The sequence below is a fragment of the Streptomyces sp. NBC_00510 genome (assembly GCA_036013505.1).
Lineage (GTDB): Bacteria > Actinomycetota > Actinomycetes > Streptomycetales > Streptomycetaceae > Actinacidiphila.
The window spans coordinates 646,272-671,051 of the sequence record CP107851.1; the positions used below are offsets into that span (position 1 = coordinate 646,272).

A 24,780-nucleotide genomic window follows, 5' to 3' on the forward strand; every position below is an offset into this window, starting at 1 on the left:
GTCCGGATGTCGGCGGTGCGGCGGCCGCAACCGGATGGATCATTCGTTCGTCCGCATTGACGAGACCAGTCCCCCCCCCGAGAGGCAGCTATGACCCAGCCCGCGGATCCCCTCGTCGAGTACTGCTTCATCATCACCTTCAGCCATCGTGATCAGGATCTGATGACCTTCTCCGGTACGTACACACCGGCGCCGGGGATGACCAGGCACGATGTCTACAACACGATCCGCGCCGATCATGTGCGTCAGCTGCCTTCGCTGATCCAGGGCTACTGCCAGGTCAGCTTCTTCTCGCTGGAACGCAATCAGCTGCTTTGACATACTCCCCGTCCTAAGGGACGGGGATTCCTGGCTCTCGTGGGCTGGGGACCAGCGGTCCGCCAGCGCTCACACGATCGGCACCAGCCGGGTTGAGACCAGCCCGGACCAGCATCACGCGGGCGGAGTTCCGGGGGCGCGGCAGGATCGCCCTCAGGCGTTGTAGCCGCCGTGGGCATCCAGCACAGCCCCTGTGACGTACGACGCGGCGGGGCTCGCCAGGAAGGCGATCGCCGCGGCGATCTCCTCGGGGCGCCCCATGCGCTGGAGGGAAAGGGAGCTGACCAGGGCCTTGAGGGTCTCGGGGTCCGGCGGTTCCATGCCGCTCTCCATCAGTCCGGCCTCCACGACGTTGGCCGTGATGCCCCGGTGCCCGAGGTCCCGCGCGACGCCCATGGTGTACCTCTCGATCCCCGATTTGGTGGCCGAGTAGTCGGCCAGGCCGGGAAGGCCGACGCGGGAACCGAGTCCGGAGCTCACGGTGATGATGCGGCCGTCCGCACGCAGCACCCGGGAGGCGGCCCGGATGACGGCGATCACACCGAGGTAGTTGGTGGCGTGCATGCGGTCGAGTGCGGCGGTGTCGGCGTCCGGATCGTCCACCGTGCGGCCTTGTTCCACCGATATCGCCGCGTTGTTGACGAGGATGTCCAGACCGCCGAAGGAGGCGACCACCTCGTCGATCAGCGCCGGCGCCCGGCTCATGTCCCCCTGGTCGGTCTGGATGGCGACGGCCTTCGCTCCCTTGCCGCGCACCTCGTCGACGACGGCCTGCGCCCGCCCTGCGGAGCTGACGTAGGTGAACGCGACATCGGCACCCTGCTCGGCCAGGAGCCGCACGGTGGCGGCCCCCAGTCCGCGGGATCCCCCGGTGACCAGGGCGACCTTGCCCGTGAGTGGCTTGCTCATAGTTCCCACCTCGTTGAATCGGTCTCTGCTTCGCCTGTCGCAACAATGATGGTTACGACAACGATCGCAACTATACTCGTTACGACTGCATAGTCGTAACAGAACATGTTTCCACTGGGAGGAGGGTCACATGAGCGCCAACAGCAGGTTGACGATCGCCGCTCACGCGCTGGCCTGGATCGGCCTCTACCAGCGCCAGGGCCATGAGGTCGCCACCTCCGAGCAGATCGCGACCAGCGCGAACACCAATCCGGTGGTGATCAGACGCCTGCTGGGCGAGCTGCGCCGAGCCGGTCTGGTGGAGTCCCGGCGAGGCGCGGGCGCGGGCTGGTCGCTGGCACGTGAGCTGGGATCGATCACCTTGCTCGACGTGTACGAGGCCGTGGAACCCGGACCGCTCTTCGCGCTGCACCGGACCACCCCTGACCAGGGATGTGTGGTCGGTCACGGCATCCAGCCGGCGATGCAAGGTGTCTACGAGGGCATCGAGGAGACCGTACGACGCGAACTGTCCCGCGTCTCGCTCGAGGACGTGCTCCGGGACGTCCTCGCGGCACCTCGCTGACGGCAGGCGCGGCCCAGGCATGCGCCCCGTGCCCACCGATCACTGCGGCGCGGGCCGCCCTCGGGGGCCGGCGGGAGGCAACCATTCGGCGCGTACGGGCCCCCCGGCAGCCACCGTCCCCCACTCTCTCGGGGACCTCACCAGCGATTCACGCCGAGGCTTGCACCGACGCCTTGGGCTTCTTGGGCGTGCGGGTTGCCATGTAGAGGGCCACACCCCACCCGATGAGCGATGAGCCGAGGAACACGTTGATGACAAGAATCAACCACCGGTCCTTTGCTCCACGCGCAAACGCCATGTACGACGGCGCCATGTAAAGCACGGCAAAAGCAAGTACGAGCATGAACGTCAGCAGGTTTTCCACAGCGCCCCCACGAGTTGATCTTTAAAGACTGCCACAACATACGCCCTTGTCCGGGGTCCGTTGAAGGCTTCACGGGCGACCGTCCACCCTTTCCGGCCGGCTCCCCATCATCGTCACCGCACGTAGGCGGTCAAACACATCCTCCATCCATGATCCCGTGGCAAAATGCGCGAAAATGAAGAAGCGGTTGTTTTGGCATGTGCCAGGGAGCGACCCATGAACGCCTCGGACGAACTCCTGCAGAGGGCTGACCCGGCGGCTCTTGTGACGCTGGACGGTGCCATCCGCAGCCTCAACCCTGCGATGGCCACAGCGCTGGGCAAATCGGCGGAGCAGTGCCTGGGACATCGCTTCGGTGATCTGTGGCCCGCGAGCCAGCGGATGTCGGCCGAGAGCCTCGTGGCCCACGCCGCCAGGACGAAGACGGTCGCGATGCAGGTGCTGGAGTTCCCCGGACGAGGCGGAGCACCCGTTGCCTCCTTGATCGAGGCGCGGCAAGTGAAGGATCCGGCCGGTGACGGACAGTTGGTCTGGGTGCACGCATTGGACACGCGAAACGACCTGGCCAGCCTACTGATCCCGTTCCGGCTGGCCACCACGGCCGCCGACCTCGGCCTGTGGATGTACGCACCCCAGGGACGCCAGCTGGAGTGGCTCGGTGGCGCACCCTCCCTGGCCGCGCTCTTCCCGGCACCCACTGTGTCGCTTTCCCATGTGATCTCGGCAGTGCACCCTGAGGACCGGGAGGCCTTGCGGCAGCTCCTACGCTCCGCCTCCGCCCAGTCCTCCTGGTTGAGGGTGCGGTACCTCACCGAGCACGGGCGCTGGCACCAACTGGCCGCTCAGAGCCGTCGGATCCAGCTGGGGTATGGCGGCCCCGAGCGCATCTTCGGGGTGGTCCGCGACGACACCAAGCAGGCGAAGCGCAGGAAGAAGGCGCAGGCCGAACTGACTGCCGAGCGACAGCGCGCCAAGGACGTCGCCGACTTCTCCTCGGCCTTGATCAGCGCGGCCACGGAGCAGGAACTGCAGCAGATCGTCCTGACCCGGCTCGCCGCAACCTTCCGTGGTACCGGTGCCCTGCTCGCACTCGCTGACGACGGCCGCCTGCGCGTCTCCACCGATGCCCGGGTGGCCATGTGGGAGGTCGAGGCCCTGTACGGCCTGCCGCTGGACCAACCGAGCCCGCTGCCCGAGGCGATCCGCAGCGGCCGGCCGCAATTCATTCCCGACCGGGAGGATTACATCCGCCGCTGGCCGCACGGGTCCGGATTTCCGCGGCTCGCCCGGCTCGGCTTCGACTACGCCGCCTCCATCACACCCCTCAGCGAGACCGGCAATCAGCCACTCGGGGCGTGGATGGTGTTCTACGACAGCGGATACCGGCCGTCCTTGGACGAGATGACCCTCATGGGTACGCTGGCCGACCTGGCAGGCCAGGCACTGCGGCGCATCAGGTTGCAGCAGGCACGAGTCGAGCTGGCCACCGCTCTGCAGCAGACCATGCTCCCCACGCTGCCCGAGCACCTCGCGGGCCTGGAGGTCGCCGCCCGCTACCGGCCCAGCCGACACGGGCTGGACATCGGCGGGGACTGGTACGACGCCTTCGTCATGTCCGACGGCGCCATCGCAATGGAGATCGGCGACGCCCAAGGGCACGACGTGGCCTCTGCCGCCCTCATGGGGCAGGTCCGTTTGTCCATGCGCGCGATCGCCGCCCACGAACCGGATCCGGCAACCGTGCTGACGCGCACCAACGAGCTGCTCGTCACGATGCAGGCGGCACGATTCGCCAGCTGCACCATGCTGTACCTCGACCCACACGACGGACGGGTCACCGGCGCCAGCGCCGGCCACGTGCCGCTGCTGTGCGCGCACAAGGACGGCAGCCACAGCACCCACGAGCTGCCGGGCGGACCGGTCCTCGGAGTCGTGCCCGACACCGAGTACCGCGAGGAGACCTTCACCCTGGACAAGGACAGCGCGCTGATCATGGTCACCGACGGCGTGGTCGAAGGACCGGGCCTCACCTTGGAAGCCGGACTCGAGCGAGCCGGAACGCTGGCCGGCGCAGCCCTCCACGACGGACTGAACACCGAGGAGACCGCCGACCGCATCCTCGACGCCGCAGTCGCGGTAGACCACGCCGACGACGTGGCCGTACTGGTCATCCAACGCACATGACGGCGCCCACGTGCTCACGCACCCGCGTCGTGCGGGCAATGAGCCGGGACTCCGAGAAGGTCCGTGACTGGGCATCAGCCGGCAGTCGCACTGGTCTTGCACGCCCGCGTGTCGAAGTCGGCGAGGAGACCGCGGGCACACTCGCCGCAGTGGCCCTCCGGATCACGGGTGCGACCGGGTTCCATCACGGCGGCAATGGCACCGCCTTTCCGATCATCACCTTCGGACCGGTCACGCTGACCTCGGCTGACGGACAGGTCTGTGCTTTCACGGTCAACATCGAGCAGCAGGACTCATGGCCGCGTGGCGGCCGTCAGCGATCCTCGCGGTGGGTACGTGCCGCGATCCGGAGCAGTTCCTCGACCGCGCCGGTCAACGGGCGGTCCTTCGGCCACACGGCGCGCAGCCGGCGGCGCAGGTCGGCCCCAGTCACCGGGACCTCCACGATGCGCCCCTCGGCCAGGTCGTCCCGGACACTGACCGCGCTGAGCACCGCCGGGCCCGCGCCTTCGGCGACGGCCTTTCGTACCGCGACGTTGGCGTCCAGCACCATCAGAGGTCTGGCCGGCTCGGCTCCCGCGCCGGCGAGCACACGCTCGATGGTCTCCCGCGTGCCTGAACCCGGTTCGCGGACGATCAGGCGGGTTCGGGCCAGCTCGGTCAGGTCCACCGGCTCTCGCCGTCGTGCCCAGGCATGCTGCGGCGCGACCACGACGACCAGCCGGTCGGTACCCACCTGTCGTGAGTTGAGGCCGGACGGAACGGTGGGCGCCTCGATGAACCCCAGACTGATCCGGCCATTCGCCGCGAGCGTGGCGACCTGTTCGGAATTGGTCACTTTGAGGCTGACGTATACGTCGGGCGACCCCCGCTGCAGCGTGCCGATCCACCGCGGCACGAAGTGTTCGGCCAGCGTCATGCTGGCCGCCAGGTGCAGGTCGAGGGCGTGGTCACCGCGCAGCGCCGCGACGCCCACCATCAGAGAGTCCACTTCGGCCAGCACCCGCCCCGCCCATTGGCACACCGCCTTGCCCTCGACGGTCAGGGCAGAGCCGCGGGTGTCGCGGTTCACCAGCCTCAGCCCCAGGCGCCGCTCGAGCTGGGTCAGGCGCTTGCTCGCGGCGGGCTGGCTGATCCCCATCCGCTCGGCGGCCTGCCCCAGGCTGCCGAGCTCGGCCACCAATGTCAGCAACAGGAGACTGCTGAGATCGGGAGGCGACCTGCTCATAACCACAGTGTATGACGGCATTCCCGATGTGGCGGTACCAGGCTGCCGCCCGCTCGGCGAGGATGAAACAGTCCGGAAAAACGCCCGGCACCCTTTCCTCGAAGAAAAGCCGAGAGAATTGAGGACCGACCATGTCGCACCATCTCGACACTCCGCTGGCGGCCCAGAACGGTCAGCTGTTCATCGACGACCTGTTCGTCTTTCCCGGTGAGCGCAGCACGGTGTTTGTCATGGACGTCAACTCCGACATCACCGGCGTCTACGCCGAGCCCGGGTTCCACCCGGAAGCACGCTACGAATTCAAGGTTCACTTCGACGGCGCCGAATTCGAGACCTTGACCTATCGGGTCTCCTTCGACGAACCCGGCCCCGACGGCAGGCAAGCCCTGCGTCTGCACGTCCTGACCGGAAACGAGGCGCGCGAGGACTCCGCTGACGGCGACCTGGTGCTGGAAGGCCGCACCGGTGAGACGGCCGACGCGGATGGCACCCGCGTCTGGGCCGGGCGCATCTCCGACTCCTTCTACATCGACCTGTCCCTGCTGGCCGTCGTCAACGGGGCGGTGGCCAAGGGGACGGCGGTGGACCTCTCGGACTGGCGCCCACAGGAGGCGCAGAACAGCTTCGCCGGCACCACCGTGGAATCGATCGTGCTGGAGGTTCCGCACGAGCACGCGCAGCTGCGCCCCGGGGCCCGCACGGGCGTCTGGTGCGCGACCAAGCTGGCCACCGACGCCGGCGGATGGCGGCAGATCAACCGCGGCGGGCACCCGATGATGTGGCCGATCTTCTGGCCCGGCGACACCGACTTCAGCAACCCGGCCAACACCCGGCACCCCTCTCAGGACCGTGCCGCCGTCGGCGAATTCATCGCGGGCCAGGTCGCGGCTGTCGTCGCGGCCACCGGGACGTGCGCCGACCCGGAGGGCTACGGCCGGACCGTGGCCGGGCAGCTGTTCCCCGACGTGCTGCCCTACGTCGTCGGAACGCCCGCCACGTACGGCTTCGCCGCCCGCAACGGCCGCACCCTGGCCGACAACGCGCCTGAGGCGATGCTCTCACTCGTGACCAACACGGCCGTGCCGGCCGGACTCAAGCCGTCCGTCGCCCAGCACCTGCGGAACGACCGCTTCCCGTACGTCGTGCCCGTATGACCAACCCGGTCACCCGCCCCCTCCGCGTCGAGATCGTCGCGGAGGGCTTCGGCGACCGGATTTCCGGCGCGGCCAAAGTCGGCCCTGCGCGGATGCGTTCTCGGCTGACGCGCCCTGCCGCAGCCGATGATGCGTGTCGGCCTCACCTCGCCTGCGAGACCATCCCCGGTATGGATCAGTCTGCCGAAGTCTCCGTTCCGACCGGGCCGAACTGCGCCGGTGCCGCATGACCGATCTTGACGCCGTGGCGCCAGGCAAGGACGAGACGCTGCTCATCTCCGGCGCCACCTGCGCCTGACCCCGCCTTTCCGCGGTCCGTCGCCCAGTCGGCGGACCGTACCCCACCGCGGCCCCCCCGCCGCGACACCCGGTCGAGCCTGCAGCGCGGTCGGCCCGGGCCGGTGCCGGGCGGAGCCGACATCCGCGCGGGGTCAGCGACGGGTTGCGACGCGCCCGCCTGGCCGGCGCTCTCACGCTGCGTCCGCGCCGGCCGGTGTGCGACGAGATGACCTCGATGCTCCACACGTCGATGACCGCTGCGCTCGTCCCCGTCGTCGAGGGGGTATCGCGAGAAGACCGGTGCCACGCTCCTGACTGCCGATCACAACGAGAGCCCGTTGTTCCGTTGGTGCGCCCGCACTTCGCTGGGAGCCGCGTCAAGGGCGGCACTGCTGGTGGGCGGGTCGGGTGGGTCGGGTGGGTCGGGGTGGTTGAACGGGAGGTAGACAACAAACACATCACATGTTGTGACACCATGCGTTGCACATCCAACGGAGACTCGACCAAGGACTCGTGTGCGACCACATATTCCGGCCCGGCAGGGCCTGCCCATCCTGGCGGCGGTCACCGCGCTGCTGACGGTGGTCCCCCCGGCGACAGCCGCCGACCACGCCCCGGCCGCGACCAAGGGCGTCACCATAGCCAATGGCGGTTCACTCGGATCCACTGCGCGGACCGTCACCCTCATCTCCGGTGACCGTGTCACCGTCACCCCCGACGGCTCCGGCCCCGCCACCGTCACCGTGGCCGCACCGAACGGAGACCGGGCGGACGTACGCGTCAGCAGCAAGGCCGGGGACGTCTACGTCGTGCCCGCCGCGGCGGATCGGTACGTGGCCGCCGGTCTCCTCGACGAGAGCCTGTTCAACGTCACCCGACTCGTCGCCGACGGGTACGACGACGCGCGCTCCCGTGGGCTGCCCCTCATCCTGAGCTATTCCTCGGACTCGCTCCGCAAGCAGGACCTGACGTCCCTGCCGGAGGGCGCCACCGGCGCACGGACGTTGACCAGCATCGACAGCACCGCTGTCACCCAGAGCCACAGCCGGGCGGCGGACTTCTGGGCCGAGCTCACCCAGGCGACGCCCGCGGCACGCGGCACCACCGCGGGCGAGCCGGCGCTGAACGGCGGCGTCCGCAAGGTCTGGCTGGACGGCAAGGTCAAGGCGACGCTCGAGTCGAGCGTCGCACAGATCGGCGCCCCCGACGCCTGGGCGCGCGGCAACACCGGCAAGGGCGTCGACGTGGCCGTCCTCGACACCGGATACGACACCGAGCACCCGGATCTCGCAGGCGTCGTCGCCTCGTCCCGGAGCTTCATCCCGTACGAGGACGTCGTGGACCGCAACGGCCACGGCACACACGTCGCCTCCACCATCGCCGGCAACGGCGCGGCGTCCGGGGGCAAGGAGAAGGGCGTCGCGCCCGGAGCCGCGCTTCACGTCGGCAAGGTCCTCGACAACTCCGGCTCCGGATCCGACTCCTGGGTCATCGCCGGCATGGAGTGGGCGGCACGCGAGACCAAGGCACGCGTGATCAGCATGAGCCTCGGCGGTTTCGCCCCCGACGACGGCACGGACCCGCTCAGCCAGGCCGTGAACGCACTCAGTGCCGAGACGGGCGCCCTGTTCACCATCGCGGCGGGCAACAACGGTGAGAACGGCCCGTCCACCGTCACGAGCCCGGGCTCCGCGGACGCCGCCCTGACCGTCGGCGCCGTCGACCCCACGGACACGGTGGCCTGGTTCTCCAGCCGCGGCCCCCGATTCCGTGACGACGCGATCAAGCCCGAGATCACCGCACCCGGCGTCGGCATCCTCGCGGCGCGCTCGCAGTACGCCACGTTCGGCAGTGGCTCCTACGCCTCCCTGAACGGCACGTCCATGGCGACCCCGCACGTGGCCGGCGCCGCCGCCCTCGTGGCGGCCGGCCACCCGGAGTGGACCGGGGCCCGCATCAAGGACGCCCTCGTGAGCACGGCCCACGAGACGCCCGCCAACACGGCCGACGACGGTGGCAACGGGCGCGTCGACGCCGCGGCGGCCTCCGCGGCCCGCCTGGTGGCCACCGGCACCGCCGACGCGGGCATCCACTCCCTGGGCGGAAAGCCCGGGCAGACCGTGGACCGCCGGATCGAGTGGCTCAACTCCGGCGACAAGGCGGTCACCGTCACGCTACGGGTCGACGCGCCCGACGCACCGCAGGGCCTGTTCAGCGTGGCGGACCGTCAGGTGACCGTACCGGCCGGGGGCACCGCCGCCACCACGCTCACCACCGTCCTCGACCGCGCGCCGGCGGGTTCCCGCTTCAGCGGACACCTCACGGGCCTGGTGGACGGCAAGCCGGTCACGCGCACCCTGGTCGCCGTCAGCACCCGCGAGGAGCACCACCATCTGCGGCTGCACTTCCAGGGCCGGGACGGCGAACCGCTGGCCAACGTGGTGCGGGTCCAGCGCCATGGTGACGGGTCCCGCTTCGAAGGGGTGACCAACACACACGGCGACATCGACCTGGTCGTGCCGAACGGCGTCTACACGGCCTGGTCGTGGGGCGACGTCCGAGGCACCCACGGGGCCTCCTCGCTCGGGCAGGCACTCCTGCTCAAGACCGGCATCAAGGTCCGCGACGCCGACACGTCGGCGACCGTCGACGGCAGGCAACTGCGACTGACCGAGGTCGTCACACCGCAGGTGACCACGGCCGGCGTCGTCCGCGCCGATTTCCTCCGGTCGTTCACCGACGGCTCTCCCGCCATCGGCGAGACCTCGACCCTCGCTCCCCAGCACGACAGCATGTGGGCACTGCCGACGAGCAAGCCCGCCGACGGCGACCTGCTGTACACCGTCCGGGCACGGATGGAGCAGCCTCTGCTCAGCCTCTCCTCGGGCTCCCAGAACTTCGATGACCTTGCGCTGGAGCCCGGTTCGGCCCGGCCGGCCGACCGGACGCACACCCTCCCGGCCGTTTTCGCCGGTGACGGCCGGGAGCAGGACTACGCCGCGGCCGGGGCCCGGGGCAAGGTGGCGGTAGTCCGCTACGTACCCCCGCCGGACGACGACGATGACGGCGATTCCCGGACCGCCTCCCACGACCAGATCGCCGCGGCCGAGAAGGCCGGCGTGGCGGTCCTCGTCATCGTCAACGGCGACAGCGGACGCTACTGGCCGAGCGGCAGCCGCAGCAAGATCGTCGTCGCGGGCATCTCGCGAACCGAGGGCGAGATCCTGATCGACCGCATCCAAAGCGGTGCCGGCTCGGTGCCCATGCACATCGTCGGCCGCTCCACGACCGCGTACCTCTACGACCTGGTGCGCACCTGGCGCGGCGGCATCCCGAAGACCCTGCGCTACGCGCCGGGCAAGAGGGAACTCGCCCGGGTCGACGTCGATTTCCGCACGACGGACAAGGTGTACGAGAACCGGTTCGACATCCAGCCGTACCAGCTCTTCCTGCTGGACTCGACCCGGCTGTCGACCTCCGGGGCGCGCCGCACCGACTGGGTGACCGCCGCCCCCGGCGCCATCTGGAGGGAGGAGGCCCATCAGAGCGGCAACCAGTACTCCGACCAATACTCCGGCCAGGTCGCCTATCCGGCAGGACGTGCCACGAACGTCCAGTGGTTCGGTCCGGTCGAACGACCCCGGGTCGTCGAGTACCTGGACACCCCGCGGCGCACGGGCGACTCCGTCCTCGGGCAGATTCCCGGCTTCGGCGACGGCGGCCGCAATCACGCCGGCACCAATGGGCCCGGCACCACGACGCAGTCCGTCGAACTCCGCCGGAGCAACAAGCTGCTCGGCAGCACCGAAGGCTCCTATTTCGACTTCCCGGTTCCGAGCGCCACGAGCCGCTACCGGCTGGTGACCACCACGAAGCGCACCGAAGGGCACCCGTACTCCACCTCCACCCGCACCGAGTGGGGCTTCACGTCCGGAGCACCGCGGAACGGCAAGGCGCCGCTGCTCCCCCTGGTGCAGCTGGACTACACCATCCCGACCTCGACCGACGGATCGGCCCGGCGTAACGCCGAGCTCGTCGTGGAGCCGTCACACATCCGCGGCGCCTCCACGGCCCGGGTCCGCACCGACAAGGTGGAGGTGTCCTACGACGACGGCAGGACCTGGCACCGCGTCAAGCCGCGGGAGCTGCGGGACGGCGCCGTGCGCGTGACCTTGGACGCCCCGCGGAAGGCCGCGTTCGTATCGCTGCGGGTCCACGCCTCGGACACGCGGGGCAACACCGTGACGCAGACGGTCATCCGGGCCACCGGCCTGCGCTGACCGACCGTCGGCGACCGGGCCGGGTGGGAACCACTCGGCCCGGTCGACCTCGGGGCCCTCGGGGCGGTGACATCGCGAGCCGCACCTGGCACGGGAAAAGGGCTCCCGGGCGACCCGTCCCGTGCCATGATCCAGGCTTGTGTGGGGTGACGAGAATCTGGCCGAACTCGAGGATTCCCTGAAGCGTCTGGCGATTCCTGGCCGCGTTCCGGCCCGGGTCCGCGTTGCCATCCGTCGCAGGCGTCACCTTCGCATCTTGTTGACCTGCATCCTCCTTTGCGCAGCGACAGGCGCGGTCTTCGTGACCGTCGACTACATGACCGCTGACGGCGTATCCATGGCACAGACCCCCTGGGCAGTGGTCGCGCTGGTCTTCGGTGCTGTCGCGATTCCGGTGATGACCCTTCGCAGTTCCCTCGGCGGACGCGAGGCACCGCAGGCCCGCTTGTCCTTCCGACAGGCAGGGGTGGTCTTCGGCGCACGCCGGTACGCACTGGTCATGGAGATCGCCGAGGCCATCACGGCCTGCGCGGAGGCGCACAGGGCGGGCGGCGAAAGGCTGGCACCGAAACTACGCAAGGTCTCCCGCCGGATCGGAGCCGTCAGTCGTGGCATATCCGCCGCTCACAGGCAACGGCGCTCCGTCTCCTTGCTCTCGCACCGCCGCAGGACGCTCAAGGCGCACGAGCGCCGGGTGATTGCCGCGCTACGCGCCTGCGAAGCCCGTCTCGACAGCGATCCGCGCCCGGCGCTGGAGGAGCTCGGCGGACTCCTTTTGACCATCGCGGATCGCTACTGCCAAGCCCGGGTGGGCGCGCTTCTGGACGAGAGCCAGTTACAGGGCGCCGTGGCGGGTCCTGACCGGGAGTGGATCCGTACCGTCGTGTGGGCCGTCCTCACGATCGGTGGCGTGATCGGCGTCTCCCGGCTGGGGTTGTCCGACGGCGCTGAGCCGATCGTCATGGCGTGCACCGCCATCGCGGTGGCGGCCGTGGTCTGGAACCGCTCCGTACGTCGCGCCCTCGACATCGTCGGCCTCGCCCTGGGCCCCTGAGAACGAGTCCCGCGCGCCGTGCGGCGCACCCGGGCGAGCCGGCGTCGGCACCAGCATTCGTCGTCGCTTCGGCCTCGGGCTTCTCACGAACCTCGCGATCGGGGTAGCGCCTGGCGCGGCATCCCAGCGTATAGCAGTCTGCTATACACTGAGCGCATGGCGAAGCAGATCAACATCCGGCTCGATGACGCCGTTCATGCCCGTCTCGTCGCACGCGCCGAGGCCGAGGGCACGACGGTGACCGCTCTGATCACGCAGGCTGCCGAGCGCGACCCCCGCCTCGACGACGGGGCCGCCACGGCCGCCGCGTTCCTGGCCAGGCATGCCGCGGAGTTCGCCGAGGCGTTCCCGGAAGAGGAGCCGGACAGCGCCACCGGACGGGCCGCCTGAGGTGGAGCTGCAGGTCGACATCCGCTGGCTGCTGGAACGCCAGGCCGAGGTGCTGCCGAAGGAGCCGTCGGTCCACGACTTCTCCGGCCTGGTCGCGGCGGTCGCCCGGCACCGGGTCAACGCCCCGAAGCTGGACTACACCGTGGACGCAGCCTGGCGTGCGGCAGCCCTCTTCCACGAGATCGTTTCGGTCCGCCCGCTGCCCGCCCGCAACGCCATGTACGGGGCGCTCGTCGCGGTGGCCTACATGGCGGCGTGCGGCCAGGCGGTCGATGCACCGTACGGGGCGCTCAGCGACCTGGCGAAGCAGGTCCGTGCCGGGCGCGCGGACGTCTACGCCTGCGCCGACCAGATCCGCCGCTGGCGGCTCTGACCCACCGGACGGGCGCGGGCCGGTCCCGAGGGGCCGGCCCGCTTCCGCTTCCGCCGGATCGGCGGTTACTGCTTCTTCAGCGTGAAGTCGCTGGTGACCGTCGCCCCCTTCTTGATCTTCACCGTGGTGGCCACCGGCCGGTAGCCGTCCTTGGCCACGATGACCTCCAGCGGGTTGTTGCGGGAGTCCAGCCACAGGGAGTAGGTGCCGTCGGCGGCCGTCCTGAGCGAGTAGTCCGCCGCCCAGCTGCCGATCTCGACGGTGGCGCCGGCCAGCGGCTTGGTGGTGCCGTCGCTCTGGATGCCGCGGACGGTTCCGGTGATCTTGCCCCAGGTCTTCGGCGGGTCGACGTGCAGGGACACCGGAACCTTCCGCATCCCGTACGGGCTGTCGTTGTCCAGCGCCAGCTGCGCCGTGAAGTCACCCGGCTGCGCGACCTCGGGCACCGAGGCGTCCAGTGTGACGGTGACGGTCGTGCTCGCACCGGGCTGCAGGGTGAAGTGCTGGGTGCTCGTCCTCAGCCACGGGACGTCGCTCGTGCCGCCCTGGTCGTATCCGGGCAGGAGCTCCACGGTGTTGCTCGGGGTGTACGGCTCGCTGCCGCCGCCGATCTTGTACACCCCCAGGGCGGCCCCGCCGCGGTAGGTGGCCACGTTGGCGTTGGGCAGGGCGGTCCAGGCGCCGGCCTGCGGGTCGTAGGCGAAGCCCTGGTTGGTGAGGGCCTCGTGGCTGATGCCGCTGGAGATCACGAGCTGGTCGTTCGCCGCGGTGGACGAGGAACTCCACAGCGGGATCGGCAGGTCGGGAAGCGAGGTCCAGGTGTCGGCGGCCGGGTCGTAGACGTAGGCGTGCTTGCTCTCGCCGAGGCCGTCCGCGTTGCCGCCGGCGCAGTAGAGCTTGCCGTTGACGCCGCCGCACGATTCCCAGGCGACCCGCTCCGGGTAGTCGGCGATCCGGGACCAGGTGTCGGTGTCGGGGTCGTAGGCGTACGCCTCGGCGGTGCCGCAGCGGTCGTCGCAGCCGCCGACGGTGTAGATCTTGCCGTCGAGAGCCGCGTTGCCCTGTCCCGCGTAGGCCGCGGGTGTCGGTGCGCCGGTGCTCCAGCGGTCGGCGACGGGGTCGTAGATCTCCAGCTTGGGGTCGGTGGTGTTGTCCGGGAGCCAGCCCCCGACGGTGTAGAACTTGCCGTCGACGAACTGCCCCGAGGGCGCCTCCCGGCGGTCCGCCGCGCTGGCCACCTGGCTCCAGCTGCCGACGACGGGGTCCAGGACGTACATCGCGTTGGTGACGTCGAAGCCGGTGTAGCCGAAGGCGGAGTAGACCTTGCCCTCGTAGGTGCCGACCGCGTTGCCGAGGACGGTCTCCGGGAGGTTGGGGCCGGTCTGCCAGGCGCCGCCGGACGGCGCCGCGGCGCGCTTCGCCCCGGTCGGGGCCGAACCCTTCTTGCTCGCATGCGGGGAGAAGTGCCCCTTGACGGTCTGGAGGGGTGCGCCGCTGCCGAGGGCCTGGGACTGGAAGCCGCCGGCTCGTTCGCCCACCGTCACGGTGACGGGTGCGCCCCCGGTGTTCTTGACCGTCATGTTCCGCGTGGCGGACTTGCCCCAGGCGAGGGTGGCGCCGACGGAGTCCGGGGTCACGGTCAGTTGCCCGGCCTTGAGCTTGTAGGAGGCCGTGACGGCGCTGTCAGCCGCGATGTTGACGGTCTTGGTCAGCTCCGTGTAGCGCGGCCTTGCCGCGCTGACCTCGTGCTTTCCGAGGCCTGGCGAGAACATGAGGTAGAGCCCGTCACCGAGCGCGGGGTCCTCGGGGGTGGCCACGCTCGTCGCGGTCGCCCCCGGCTCGCCCTTGACGGTGACGCCGGCGCCGACCAGGCCCTCGCCGGTGTTGGCGTCCGTCACGGTCCCGGTGACCAGGCCGCCGGGGGTGGCCGTGTAACCGCGATCGCCGACGAAGACGTCGTCGACGCCCCACCACCAGGCGAACTCGGTGACGAAGTGGAAGCGCACGCGGACGTCCCGCTTGCCGGCGAAGTCGTCGAGCGGGATCTCGACCTTGGCGTGGTCCGCGAAGCCTGCCGTCGCCGACCACAGGGACTTCCATGTGGCGCCGTCGTCGGAGCTGGCGTCGACCGAGACCGCGCTGCCGTCGGACACCCAGTACATCGCGTCGAAGGCCAGTTCGGGATCGGACGCGTCGGTCAGGTCGTAGGCGGGGCTGATCAGCTGTGTGTCGTAGGGCGATCCGATGGTGGGGTTGTCGGCGATGGCGAAGGCTCCGTCGCCGCCGGTCTGGTTGCCACGGCCGCCGGGGTCGTCGAAGGTCCAGCCGCCCGCGCTGCCGTCGGCGTTGACGACGCGCCAGCCCTGCGGGGCGGAGTCGGTGGACGCGAAGTGCTCGGTGGCGCCGTCCAGGTGCACGGCGTAGCCGGGTGCGGTGGCCTTCCAGGAGTCGGCCCGCAGGGACAGGTCGAGGGAGTGCGGCGCGTCGGTGACGGTGAGGGACCTGGTCGCCGTCGTGTAGCCGGGCAGGGAAGCGTCGGCGTGGAGGGTGTAGTCGTGGCCCTCGGGAAGGCTGAGGGTGAAGGCACCGGTGGCCGGGTCGGTCCACACCGGGCCGCCGGGGACACCGTCCACGGTGATCTTGGCGTACAGCGGCCAGCCGTGACCGGAGCCGTCGGTGACCTTGCCGGAGACGGTCTGACTGGGGACCGGCTTCAGCGCGAAGTCCCGGGTGACGGTGCCGCCTTCGGTGACGTCGACGTCCTTGGCGGTGCTGCCGGCGTAGCCGTAGGCGTCGACGGTGACGTCGTAACCGCCCACCGGGAGGCCGAGGGAGTAACCGCCGTCGGCCCCGGTGCGCGTGACGTTGTCGGTTCCCGCGCTGACGGTGGCACCGGCGAGGGGCTTGCCGGTGACCTGGTCGGTCACGGTGCCGGCCAGCGTCCCGTGCGGGCCGGTGCGGAAGGCCCGCAGGCCGTCGGGGGTGCCGAGGCCCGTCGGGCCGTCGTATCCGGCGGCGCCGGAGCACAGGTAAGCCGGGGAGCAGGTGCCGTTGCTGCCGGCGGTGACGTCGTGGAACCCCGCGTCCGCCGCGTAGGGGTAGGAGTTGGGGTACGTGCCCGCTACGGGGGTGCCGGCGTTGGCGTAGACGGCGGCGATGATCGGCGAGCCGGCGCTGGTGCCGCCGAACTGCGCCCAGCCGCCGCCACCGTAGGTCTGGTACACCGCGACCGGGGTGGCGGGGTCGGCCACCGCGGCGACGTCGGCGACGGCACGGTTGGCACAGCCGCTGTCCTGCTGGAAGGCGGGCTTGGGCATGTAGAGCGAGCACCCGGACCCCGCGCCGTCCCAGACGGTCTCGGACCAGCCGCGACTGCTCCCGCTGTCGGCGGTCAGGGAGGTGCCGCCCACCGCGGTCACGTAGGACGACGCGGCCGGGTAGGAGACGCCGTAACCGAAGTCGCCCGAGGAGGCGACCATCGCGACGCCGGGGTGGTTGTAGTGGGCGTCCAGCACCGTCGTTTGGTAGGGGTCCTCACCGCTGCCGAAGCGGTAGTCGGTGCCGTAGGAGTTGGAGACGAACTTGGCGCCGAGCTCGACCGCCGTGTCGACGGCGGCGCCGAGGTCCTCGAAGCTCGGGGTGTCGGCCTCGACGAGCAGGATGTGGGCCTCGGGGGCGATCGCCGAGACCATGTCGAGGTCGAGGGAGATCTCCCCGGCCCAGTCCGGGTCGGGCTGCGGGTAGTCGGTGCCGCCGCGCTGGTCGACCTTCGTGAAGCAGCCGTTGTCGGCGGTGCAGGCGGGCAGGCCGTACTGCTCGCGGTAGACCGCCAGGTCGTCCTCGGCGGTCGGGTCGTCGAAGGCGTCGACGATGGCGATCGTCTGCCCCGCTCCGCCGCCCGCCGGGAGGTTGTAGGCCGAACGCAGGTCGGCCGGACCGAACCCGCCCGGCGCCGCGGTGGTCCGCAGGCCCTTGGACGGCTTCACATCGGTGCGGCGCAGGGCGTAGCAGGTGGCCTCGCCCTTCTTGGCGGCGCCGCACGCCGCTTCGTAGGGCGCGTCACCGCCCGCGGCAGCGGACGCTGTGGCGGTCGCGGCAGAGGGCGCCGCAGCCTGGGACGGTGTCTGGATGCCCAGGACGGCCAGCGCGGCGGTGACGATCACCGCCGACCAGGTGGACATCCGCCGCCGGAGCGGTGGACCGGATATGTGTGCTACGTGCAACGTCCGACTCCCCAGTGATCCCATGAAACGCCGACATATGAAGGTTCGACAGCGAACTTCTGCGGTCGCCGGGAGTCCATTAGCGGAGAGATCACGTATCCGTGTCAACGCCGAAAAGGCAGAAACGGGCCGCCATTTCGCGTTCTCCGGTGCGCTCGACGCGAATGTGTCCGGATTCCGGAGAGCGGGCGTGGATCAATGGCGCCATGCGTGACAGGTCGCACCATGAGGGTGGTTGACGCACGCATCGCCCGATTCCCGGTCTGCCGCCCTTATGCCGCCGCGGAGCCCGTCTGCCCTGCTTGCGCCTGACTGGCCCCAATGGCGCGACGTACCGGGGTATTCGCCAATATCCCACCCTTCCCGGTTTCCGTGCGCGGCCGGGCTCGGTTGTTACCGCTGGGCAAAATCGCGTCAATTCTGCACCCGTGATGTTTAATTCACCTGCGGGTGACCGCCCCGCACAACGGGACCGGAATTGCGGCCGGCCGTCTCACCGATCCCTGATCCGCGGGCGCGAGCCGGGTGAGCGATCATCGTGCGATGGAGATACGGACATGTGGCCGGTGCTCCCGGACACGGAACGGGATCAGTGGAACTACCTCCCCGGGCGGATCCTGGGGCCACTGCGCATGGACATGCACCGGGAAGATGTCATCGCGGCTCTGGCCGCGCACAGCTTCACCGCCAAGTCCGACGGATACAGCCCGGGGTGGGACCCCGTGCGCTTCGCCAAGGAAAGCGCCCCCCTGGGCCAGGCAGCGGTGGAGTGCTACTTCTACGCGGACGGAGAGCTGGCCTACGTCCAGGTCGACGGACGCGTCGGTCCGCAGGTGACCTGCGAGGGAATCCGGCTCATCGGCCGTGTCCCGTCGCAGCTCGCGCAGGAGATGGAAGCTCACGCGACCAGGCACGACATCGGCGTGCGCTACAGCCCCACAGGAGACTTCTCCTGCGACGGCTTCCAACTCGAACTCGGAGCCCAGCGCGTCGGCGACCGCGTCGTGTCCTGGGCCCTGTTCTTCGTCTCGGGAGACGACCACTCCAACACGCGCGACAACGCACCCAAAACGGTCTGGCACCGCTGGTAGACGGCACCGCGCTCACCTCGTCTCGTCGAACGCCTCGTAGAGTGCGGCCGGTTGACGGCCGGCCATCACCATTGGGAGAGGTTTCCGCCGGGGAACGACGAAGGGTGTGCCCACGACCGTGCGGTCGTGGGCACACCCTTCGCCATGGTGGGCTTGCCTACTTCTTGAAGCCGTAGTTCATCAGCTTCGTCGCGTCCGTGGCACGGCTGGTCGCCGAGGTGGAGGCGAGAACGGTCCCGATGACCGTCTTGCCGTTCCGGGTCGCGGCGAAGACCAGGCAGTACTTGGCAACCGCGCCGGAACCGGTCTTGACACCGATGGTTCCGGAGTAGCTCTTCAACAGCGTGTTGGTGTTGGTCCACGACATGTAGCGGTAGCCACCGCTCTTCGTGGTCACCTTCTGCTTGGTGGACGTCGTCTTCACGACGGACCGGAAGGTGGAGTACTTCATCGCGCTGCTGGCGAGCTTGGTCAGGTCGCGGGGAGTCGAGTAGTTCCCCCCGTTCCCGATGCCGTCGAACGAGTCGAAGTGGGTGTTCTTCAGACCCAGGCTCTTGGCAGTCGAGTTCATCTTGCCGATGAACGACTTGACCCGTGCGGCCCGCGTGGAGCCGCTGCCGAACTTGTCGGCGAGAGCGTAGGCCGCGTCGCACCCGGACGGGAGCATCAACCCGTACAGAAGCTGACGGACCGTCACCTTGTCGCCGACGATCAGGTGCGCCGAGGAGGCGCCCTTGGAGACGATGTAGTCGCTGTACGCCTTCTGAATCGTGACCTTGGCGTCAAGGTTCAGATTCGGCTGGGCCAGCACGACACGAGCGGTCATGATCTTGGTGGTGGAGCCGGTGGAACGGCGGGTGTCGGCGGCCTTCGAGTAGAGGGCCTTACCCGTCCCGTTGTTCATCACGAAGCCGCCCTTGGCGGTGATCGTGGGCACCGTAAGCGTCGCGGCCTGGGCCGGGACGGTGAGTGCTGCGGCGGACAACACTGCTCCCGCAGTGATGGTCACCGCAGACACGCGGGATGTGATCTTTATGCCGTTTTTCAAAGTGTATACCCCAAATGTTCCTATGGGTTGACGGCATGACGAAGCCGCCAGCCCATAGGACTCCCGAGGGGCGCAAAGGGATGCACATCCCGCCGAGAATTTTTCGAGTTCTCACGCGATTCATTCGGGCATAAGCACCGAATCGGCCCTGTACGGGGGATTTCGGGCCGGTGCGGCGCGACGTCGGCCCCGCCACGCGCTCTCCCCCATCCAGACCCACGGCGGGACCGGCGTGCGAATGCGCGACGGCCGGCGCCCGGGGCCGCGCACCACCCCGGGGCCGCTCCGCCAAGATCCGCTCAACCAGCCACCCGGCCAGCAGAAGCGATGTCTAATGGCCCCGCAGTGAATGGATTCATTCGCCATCGCCGGGAGTTGATGGCGCATCACCGTCCAGATGGGATCAATTACTTGCACATATCAAGAAAGCTCATGCGCTTCGGACGGCACAGACTCACCGCGGGCCTGACGGTACTGAGCCTGTCGCTGCTCACCCTGCTGGGGACGCAGGCATCAGCCGCCGCACAGACGCCGACGGGTACGACACGAGAGGTCGCGGGCACCGGCAAGGACAACGGGCTGTCCATGGAGCCCTCCTGCTCCACACCCAAGAAGAACGAGTTCGCGTGCTTCGCCCTGCGCCGCACGGACCTCGCGACCGCCAGGCGGTCGTCGGAACCGGCCGGGTACGGCCCCAGCGATCTGCGAGGCGCCTACGACCTCCCGTCCAACGGCGGCGCCGGCCAGACCGTCGCCGTGGTCGCCGCGTACGACGACCCGACCGCCGAGCAGGACTTAGCGGTGTACCGGCAGCAGTACGGGCTGCCGGCCTGCACCACCGGCAACGGCTGCTTCCGCAAGGTCGACCAGCGCGGCGGCACCGACTACCCGCAGCCCGATCCCGAGTGGGCCGGGGAGATCTCGCTGGACCTGGACATGGTCTCGGCCGTGGCCCCGAACGCGCACATCCTGCTCGTCGAAGCCGACAGCGCCGACCGCGAAAACCTCGGCGCAGCCGTCGACCAGGCCGTCGCGCTCGGCGCCAAGTTCGTCTCCAACTCCTACGGCTCCTACTACGACAGTTACCCCGGGGGCGGTGAGGACCCCGCCGAGACCACCGACACGCACTACGACCACCCCGGCGTCGCCATGGTCGTCGCCTCGGGAGACCTGAACTACGGGGTCCCCTATCCCGCCGCCTCCCCCTACGTCACCTCGGTCGGCGGCACCTCCCTGGCCCGTGACCCGAACAGTCCCCGCGGATGGTCGGAGTCGGTCTGGAGCAACGGCAACAGCGGCACCGGCTCGGGCTGCTCCGCCTACCAGGCGAAACCGGCCTTCCAGAAGGACACCGGCTGCCCGCGGCGCACCGTCGCGGACGTCTCGGCCGTCGCCGACCCCGCCACCGGGGTGGCGGTCTACCAGACCTACGGGCAGACCGGCTGGCAGGTCTACGGAGGGACCAGCGCGGCCACGCCGATCATCGCCGGGGTCTACGCGGCCGCCGGAACGCCGGCGGCCGACAGCTACCCCAACTCCTACCCCTACGCCGCCGCCGGCGGCCTCAACGACGTGACCAGCGGGTCCAACGGCGAGTGCGACCCTGCCTACCTGTGCACCGCGGGGCAGGGATACGACGGACCCACCGGACTGGGCACGCCCCGGGGCCTCGGCGCGTTCCGCGGCGGGCCGCGCGGGGAGGTCTCCGGGACGGTCACCGACTCCGGGACCGGCAAGCCGGTGGCCGGGGCGGCGATCTCGGGCGGTGACGTCGTGGTCCACTCCGACGCCTCGGGGGCCTACACGCTGTCCCTGCCGGCCGGGACCTACGACATCGGCGTCGAGGCCTTCGGGTACGCGACCGTGTCCACACCTGACGTCACGATCGACGACGGGGCCGCCCTGACGAGGGACTACGCACTCCAGACGGTGCCCAGCCGCACGGTCACGGGGAGGGTCACCGACGGTTCCGGTCACGGCTGGCCGCTCTACGCCAAGATCGTGGTGGACGGCTCGCCCGGCGGCCCGGTGTGGACCAACCCCGCGACCGGCGCGTACAGCGTCAAGCTCCCCCAGAACCGTGCGCACACCCTGCGGATCGCGGCCTCCCTCCCCGGCTACGAGGAAGTCACCCGGCGCCTCGCGGCAGGCACGACGGCGCAGAAGCTCGACATCCCGGTACCCGCCGACGTCTGGTCGGCCGGCGCCCCCGCCTATGCGCCGAAGCTGACCGGCCCGACGCAGGAGTTCACCTCGTCGGACTCCGCGCCCGAGGGCTGGTCGGTGGTCAACGCCGAGGGAACGCAGGGCGGCTGGGCGTTCGACGATCCCGGATCGCGTTCCAACACCACCGGCGGCGACGGCGGTTTCGCGGTGGTCGACAGCGACCACTACGGCTACCCGGCCACCCAGGACTCCAGCCTGGTCAGTCCGCGGTTCGACTTCACCGACGTCGCGGTCCCCGAGCTGGCCTTCGACACCGACCTCATGCCCTTCTTCGGTCAGACCGCCGACCTCGACGCCAGCATCGACAACGGCCTGACCTGGAAGAACATCCGGTCCCTCACCAACGACGCGGCCGGCCCGACACACCTCGAGGTGCCCCTGGCCGCGTACGCGGGCAAGCCCTCGGTCCGGCTGCGGTTCCACTACACCGCCTCCTACGCCCTGTGGTGGGCCGTGGACAACGTCTTCATCGGCGGCCGGGAACTCACCCCCACCCCGTCCGGCCTGATCACCGGAACCGTCACCGACGCCAACACCGGCACGGGGCTGGCATCCGCCACCGTCACCGATCGGGACCGGCCCGGCCTGAGCGCGATCACGGCGGCGACACCCGACGACCCGAACCGCGGCGACGGCTTCTTCACGCTCACCGCGCCGCCGGGCAAGCACGCCCTCACGGCATCGACGCCGCGCTACACCGAGCGGACCAAGACGGTCGCGGCACGCGCCGACACCGTCGTCACCTCGTCGTGGAAGCTCGCGGCGGGTCAACTGTCCCTGACGACCGGCCCGATCGAGGCGACTGCGGTCCTGGGCAAGAGCGCGACGCACAAACTGACCATCACCAACACCGGTGGCGCGCAGGCCACCTTGACGCTGGCGGAACGGGCGGGCTCCGGCGGCACCGACCAGGGCGCACCCCTCCATCGCGTCAACCGGCGTCTGCTCCCGTCATCCGGCGCCGACGGGCACTCCGCGCAGATCGACGGCCGCACCACGCGGACCGCCGGGCGCGCGGCCGCCTCCACCGCGGCCGGGCCCTCGGGTGACGCCTGGAGGCCCGTCGCCGACCTGCCCACGGCCATCATGGACAACGTCGTCGACACCTACGACGGCAAGGTCTACTCGGCCTACGGGTACGACGGGGAGGACGACACCGGCGACCTGTACCGTCTCACCCCGGACACAAGAACCTGGACCAAGCTCACCTCGTCCCCGCACCCGCGCCGCGCTCCCGCGCACGGCTTCATCGACGGCAAGTTCTACGCCGCGGGCGGCTGGGGCAGCAGCACGGGCGGTATCGACCCGGGCCTGGACATCTACGACCCGGTCCGCAACACCTGGACCAGCGGCGCGAAGGCGCCCAAGGCCTACGCCGGATCGGGCAGCACCGTCCTGGACGGAAAGCTGTACACGATCGGCGGTTGCGCGGCCACGAGCTGCGGCACGACCGACGCCTCCGTCTACGATCCCCAGGACGACCGCTGGTCCGAGATCGCCCCGTATCCGGAGCCCATCGCCTGGCAGTCCTGCGCCGCCATCGGAACCAGGATCTACTGCGCCGGCGGGGAGAGCGGAGGCGCCGTCGCCGTCTCCTCCGCGTACGTCTACAACCCTGCCACCGACAAGTGGTCGGACCTGCCCGACATGCCGAGCCCGCTGTGGGGGGCGGCGTACACCGCGGCGAACGGACTGCTGCTGATCTCCAGCGGAGTGACCGACGACAGTCAGCTGACGAACCAGGGCTTCGCCCTCGACCCCGCGACCGGCACGTGGAGCGTCCTGCCCAACGCCAACACCAGCACGTTCAGAAGCGGCGGCGCGACGGGCTTCTACAAGGTCGGCGGCACCGTCGAAGCCTACGAGCTCTCCCCCACCGCCACCGTCGAGCTCCTGCCCGGCTACGACCAGGCGGGACTGTCGGAGGTCACCTGGCTCGGCGAGTCCGCCAAGAAGATCACGCTGTCCCCCGGTCAGAAGACGGTCCTCACGCTCACCTTCGACACCGCGAAACTGGAGGTCGCGCAGCCCGGCGACTACGGCGCCCGGCTGGCACTGTTCACCGACACCCCCTACGCGCTGCCCGACATCCCCGTGTCCCTGCACGTCGACCCGCCCAGGACATGGGGCGACATCAGCGGAACGATCCTCGGGGCGACCCCGGCAGGAGGCACGGCTCCCCTGGCGGGCGCGACCGTGCAGATCGACAGCTGGGCCGGCTCCTACACGCTGACGACGCGCGCGGACGGCACCTTCGGGCTGTGGCTCGACAGCCGTAACAATCCACTGACCGTCATCGTCGCCAAGGACGGCTACCGGCCGACCGTGGCCACCGTGCGGCTCAAGAAGGGAGCCACCGTCACCCACGACGTCACGTTGAAACGGGTATAGCGGCCACGGCCTCCCCGGGACGGCGGCGGCCGTACGGAGTCCAATGTGGGCTGCGTACGGCCGCCGCCATGGTCCACCCGGACGATCCGTCCGATCCCTTGGGCGCGCCGCGCCATCGCCCCGAGGGCCGTGGCGGGACGCTCGCCGTAGCCGCGACGGGTTCCTCCCGTCGACAGGCCGGGCGCCGTATCCCCGAGCACGGCGCCCGGCCATCGGTGCGGTCAGGCGACGGATGCATGGCTGCGGCCGTTCGGGGCAGCCGACTCAGTACGGCCGCGCCGCGACCATCCCACCCCCCGGTCGTCGGCGCGGCCGCCACATTATGCGAGCCGTACGGACGCCTCCCGGGCCCGCGCCGGTAAATGTCCGTCCCGCCCACCCGAGTGACGTATAGTGGACTCACCGACGCGGGGTGGAGCAGCTCGGTAGCTCGCTGGGCTCATAACCCAGAGGTCGCGTGGTTCAAATCCCGCCCCCGCTACGACATCCGGCCCCTGCCACATCATGTGGCAGGGGCCGTACTCGTGCGTCCCGCGGTTCCGCGCCCGGCGGTCGGTGGAGTCGGGGCCGCCGCGCCCCACCACCGGGGAGCCCTCGGAGCACGGGCGAGGCCGGCCGCTGGAGGGGGCCGGCCTCGCCCGTGCTCCGAGGTCACGTCCGGGGTGCGCCGACGGCCCATTGCGCGGGCCGTCGGCGCCGTTCC

General features: G+C 70.0%; 15 protein-coding genes, 1 tRNA gene and 2 pseudogenes. 12 read left to right on the top strand and 6 right to left on the bottom strand.

The window, feature by feature from the left end:
* Positions 1 to 90 precede the first annotated feature (90 nt).
* Positions 91 to 318 (top strand): hypothetical protein, encoded by a 228-nt coding sequence (locus tag OG937_02990; protein WUD70718.1) that lies wholly within the window; start codon positions 91 to 93, stop codon positions 316 to 318.
* Between the two features lie 13 nt (positions 319 to 331).
* Here OG937_02990 and OG937_02995 read toward each other — a convergent pair.
* Both OG937_02995 and OG937_03000 read right to left on the bottom strand, forming a co-directional pair.
* Positions 332 to 469, bottom strand: a pseudogene (locus OG937_02995) (transposase).
* Positions 470 to 471: 2 nt separating this feature from the next.
* Entirely contained in the window at positions 472 to 1,227 is a 756-nt protein-coding gene (locus tag OG937_03000) for an SDR family oxidoreductase (GenBank protein ID WUD70719.1), read from the bottom strand.
* A 130-nt stretch (positions 1,228 to 1,357) separates the two neighbouring features.
* Between OG937_03000 and OG937_03005 the strand changes: the two genes are divergently transcribed.
* Entirely contained in the window at positions 1,358 to 1,792 is a 435-nt protein-coding gene (locus OG937_03005; protein WUD70720.1) for an Rrf2 family transcriptional regulator, read from the top strand.
* Positions 1,793 to 1,940: 148 nt separating this feature from the next.
* On the opposite strand, the gene OG937_03010 is transcribed toward OG937_03005, so the two are convergent.
* Positions 1,941 to 2,156, bottom strand: coding sequence for a superinfection immunity protein (locus OG937_03010; protein ID WUD70721.1), 216 nt, complete (start codon positions 2,154 to 2,156; stop codon positions 1,941 to 1,943).
* Positions 2,157 to 2,372: 216 nt separating this feature from the next.
* On the opposite strand from OG937_03010, the gene OG937_03015 reads away from it, so the two are divergent.
* Positions 2,373 to 4,340: a SpoIIE family protein phosphatase gene (locus OG937_03015; GenBank protein ID WUD70722.1), complete on the top strand. Its 1,968-nt coding sequence runs from the start codon at positions 2,373 to 2,375 to the stop codon at positions 4,338 to 4,340.
* Positions 4,341 to 4,653: 313 nt separating this feature from the next.
* Here the strand turns inward: OG937_03015 and OG937_03020 are convergent, their stop codons facing one another.
* Complete coding sequence (locus tag OG937_03020; GenBank protein WUD70723.1) at positions 4,654 to 5,568, bottom strand: LysR family transcriptional regulator; 915 nt, start codon at positions 5,566 to 5,568, stop codon at positions 4,654 to 4,656.
* Between the two features lie 131 nt (positions 5,569 to 5,699).
* Here OG937_03020 and OG937_03025 point away from each other — a divergent pair, with 131 nt between their 5' ends.
* The 6 genes and pseudogenes from OG937_03025 (at position 5,700) to OG937_03050 (ending at position 13,098) form a co-directional block, all read left to right on the top strand.
* On the top strand, positions 5,700 to 6,722 hold the full coding sequence (locus tag OG937_03025; GenBank protein ID WUD70724.1) for a DUF4331 domain-containing protein: 1,023 nt from the start codon (positions 5,700 to 5,702) through the stop codon (positions 6,720 to 6,722).
* 430 nt (positions 6,723 to 7,152) lie between these two features.
* Positions 7,153 to 7,447 (top strand): annotated as a pseudogene (locus OG937_03030) (hypothetical protein).
* A gap of 69 nt (positions 7,448 to 7,516) precedes the next feature.
* Positions 7,517 to 11,281, top strand: coding sequence for a S8 family serine peptidase (locus OG937_03035; GenBank protein ID WUD70725.1), 3,765 nt, complete (start codon positions 7,517 to 7,519; stop codon positions 11,279 to 11,281).
* Positions 11,282 to 11,420: 139 nt separating this feature from the next.
* Entirely contained in the window at positions 11,421 to 12,335 is a 915-nt protein-coding gene (locus OG937_03040) for a hypothetical protein (GenBank protein ID WUD70726.1), read from the top strand.
* 156 nt (positions 12,336 to 12,491) lie between these two features.
* A complete protein-coding gene (locus OG937_03045) occupies positions 12,492 to 12,725 on the top strand; it encodes a type II toxin-antitoxin system HicB family antitoxin (protein WUD70727.1) in 234 nt (77 codons plus the stop codon).
* Position 12,726: 1 nt separating this feature from the next.
* Entirely contained in the window at positions 12,727 to 13,098 is a 372-nt protein-coding gene (locus OG937_03050) for a toxin Doc (protein WUD70728.1), read from the top strand.
* Positions 13,099 to 13,163: 65 nt separating this feature from the next.
* On the opposite strand, the gene OG937_03055 is transcribed toward OG937_03050, so the two are convergent.
* Entirely contained in the window at positions 13,164 to 17,279 is a 4,116-nt protein-coding gene (locus tag OG937_03055; GenBank protein WUD70729.1) for a carboxypeptidase regulatory-like domain-containing protein, read from the bottom strand.
* Positions 17,280 to 17,878: 599 nt separating this feature from the next.
* On the opposite strand from OG937_03055, the gene OG937_03060 reads away from it, so the two are divergent.
* Positions 17,879 to 18,412 carry a hypothetical protein gene (locus OG937_03060; protein WUD70730.1) on the top strand — a complete coding sequence of 178 codons (534 nt, stop codon included), beginning with the start codon at positions 17,879 to 17,881 and terminating at the stop codon, positions 18,410 to 18,412.
* A gap of 157 nt (positions 18,413 to 18,569) precedes the next feature.
* On the opposite strand, the gene OG937_03065 is transcribed toward OG937_03060, so the two are convergent.
* Positions 18,570 to 19,460 carry a D-alanyl-D-alanine carboxypeptidase gene (locus tag OG937_03065; GenBank protein WUD70731.1) on the bottom strand — a complete coding sequence of 297 codons (891 nt, stop codon included), beginning with the start codon at positions 19,458 to 19,460 and terminating at the stop codon, positions 18,570 to 18,572.
* Between the two features lie 585 nt (positions 19,461 to 20,045).
* Between OG937_03065 and OG937_03070 the strand changes: the two genes are divergently transcribed.
* Complete coding sequence (locus OG937_03070) at positions 20,046 to 24,077, top strand: carboxypeptidase regulatory-like domain-containing protein (protein WUD78612.1); 4,032 nt, start codon at positions 20,046 to 20,048, stop codon at positions 24,075 to 24,077.
* 406 nt (positions 24,078 to 24,483) lie between these two features.
* Positions 24,484 to 24,558: transfer RNA gene (locus tag OG937_03075), tRNA-Met, on the top strand.
* Positions 24,559 to 24,780: the final 222 nt, after the last annotated feature.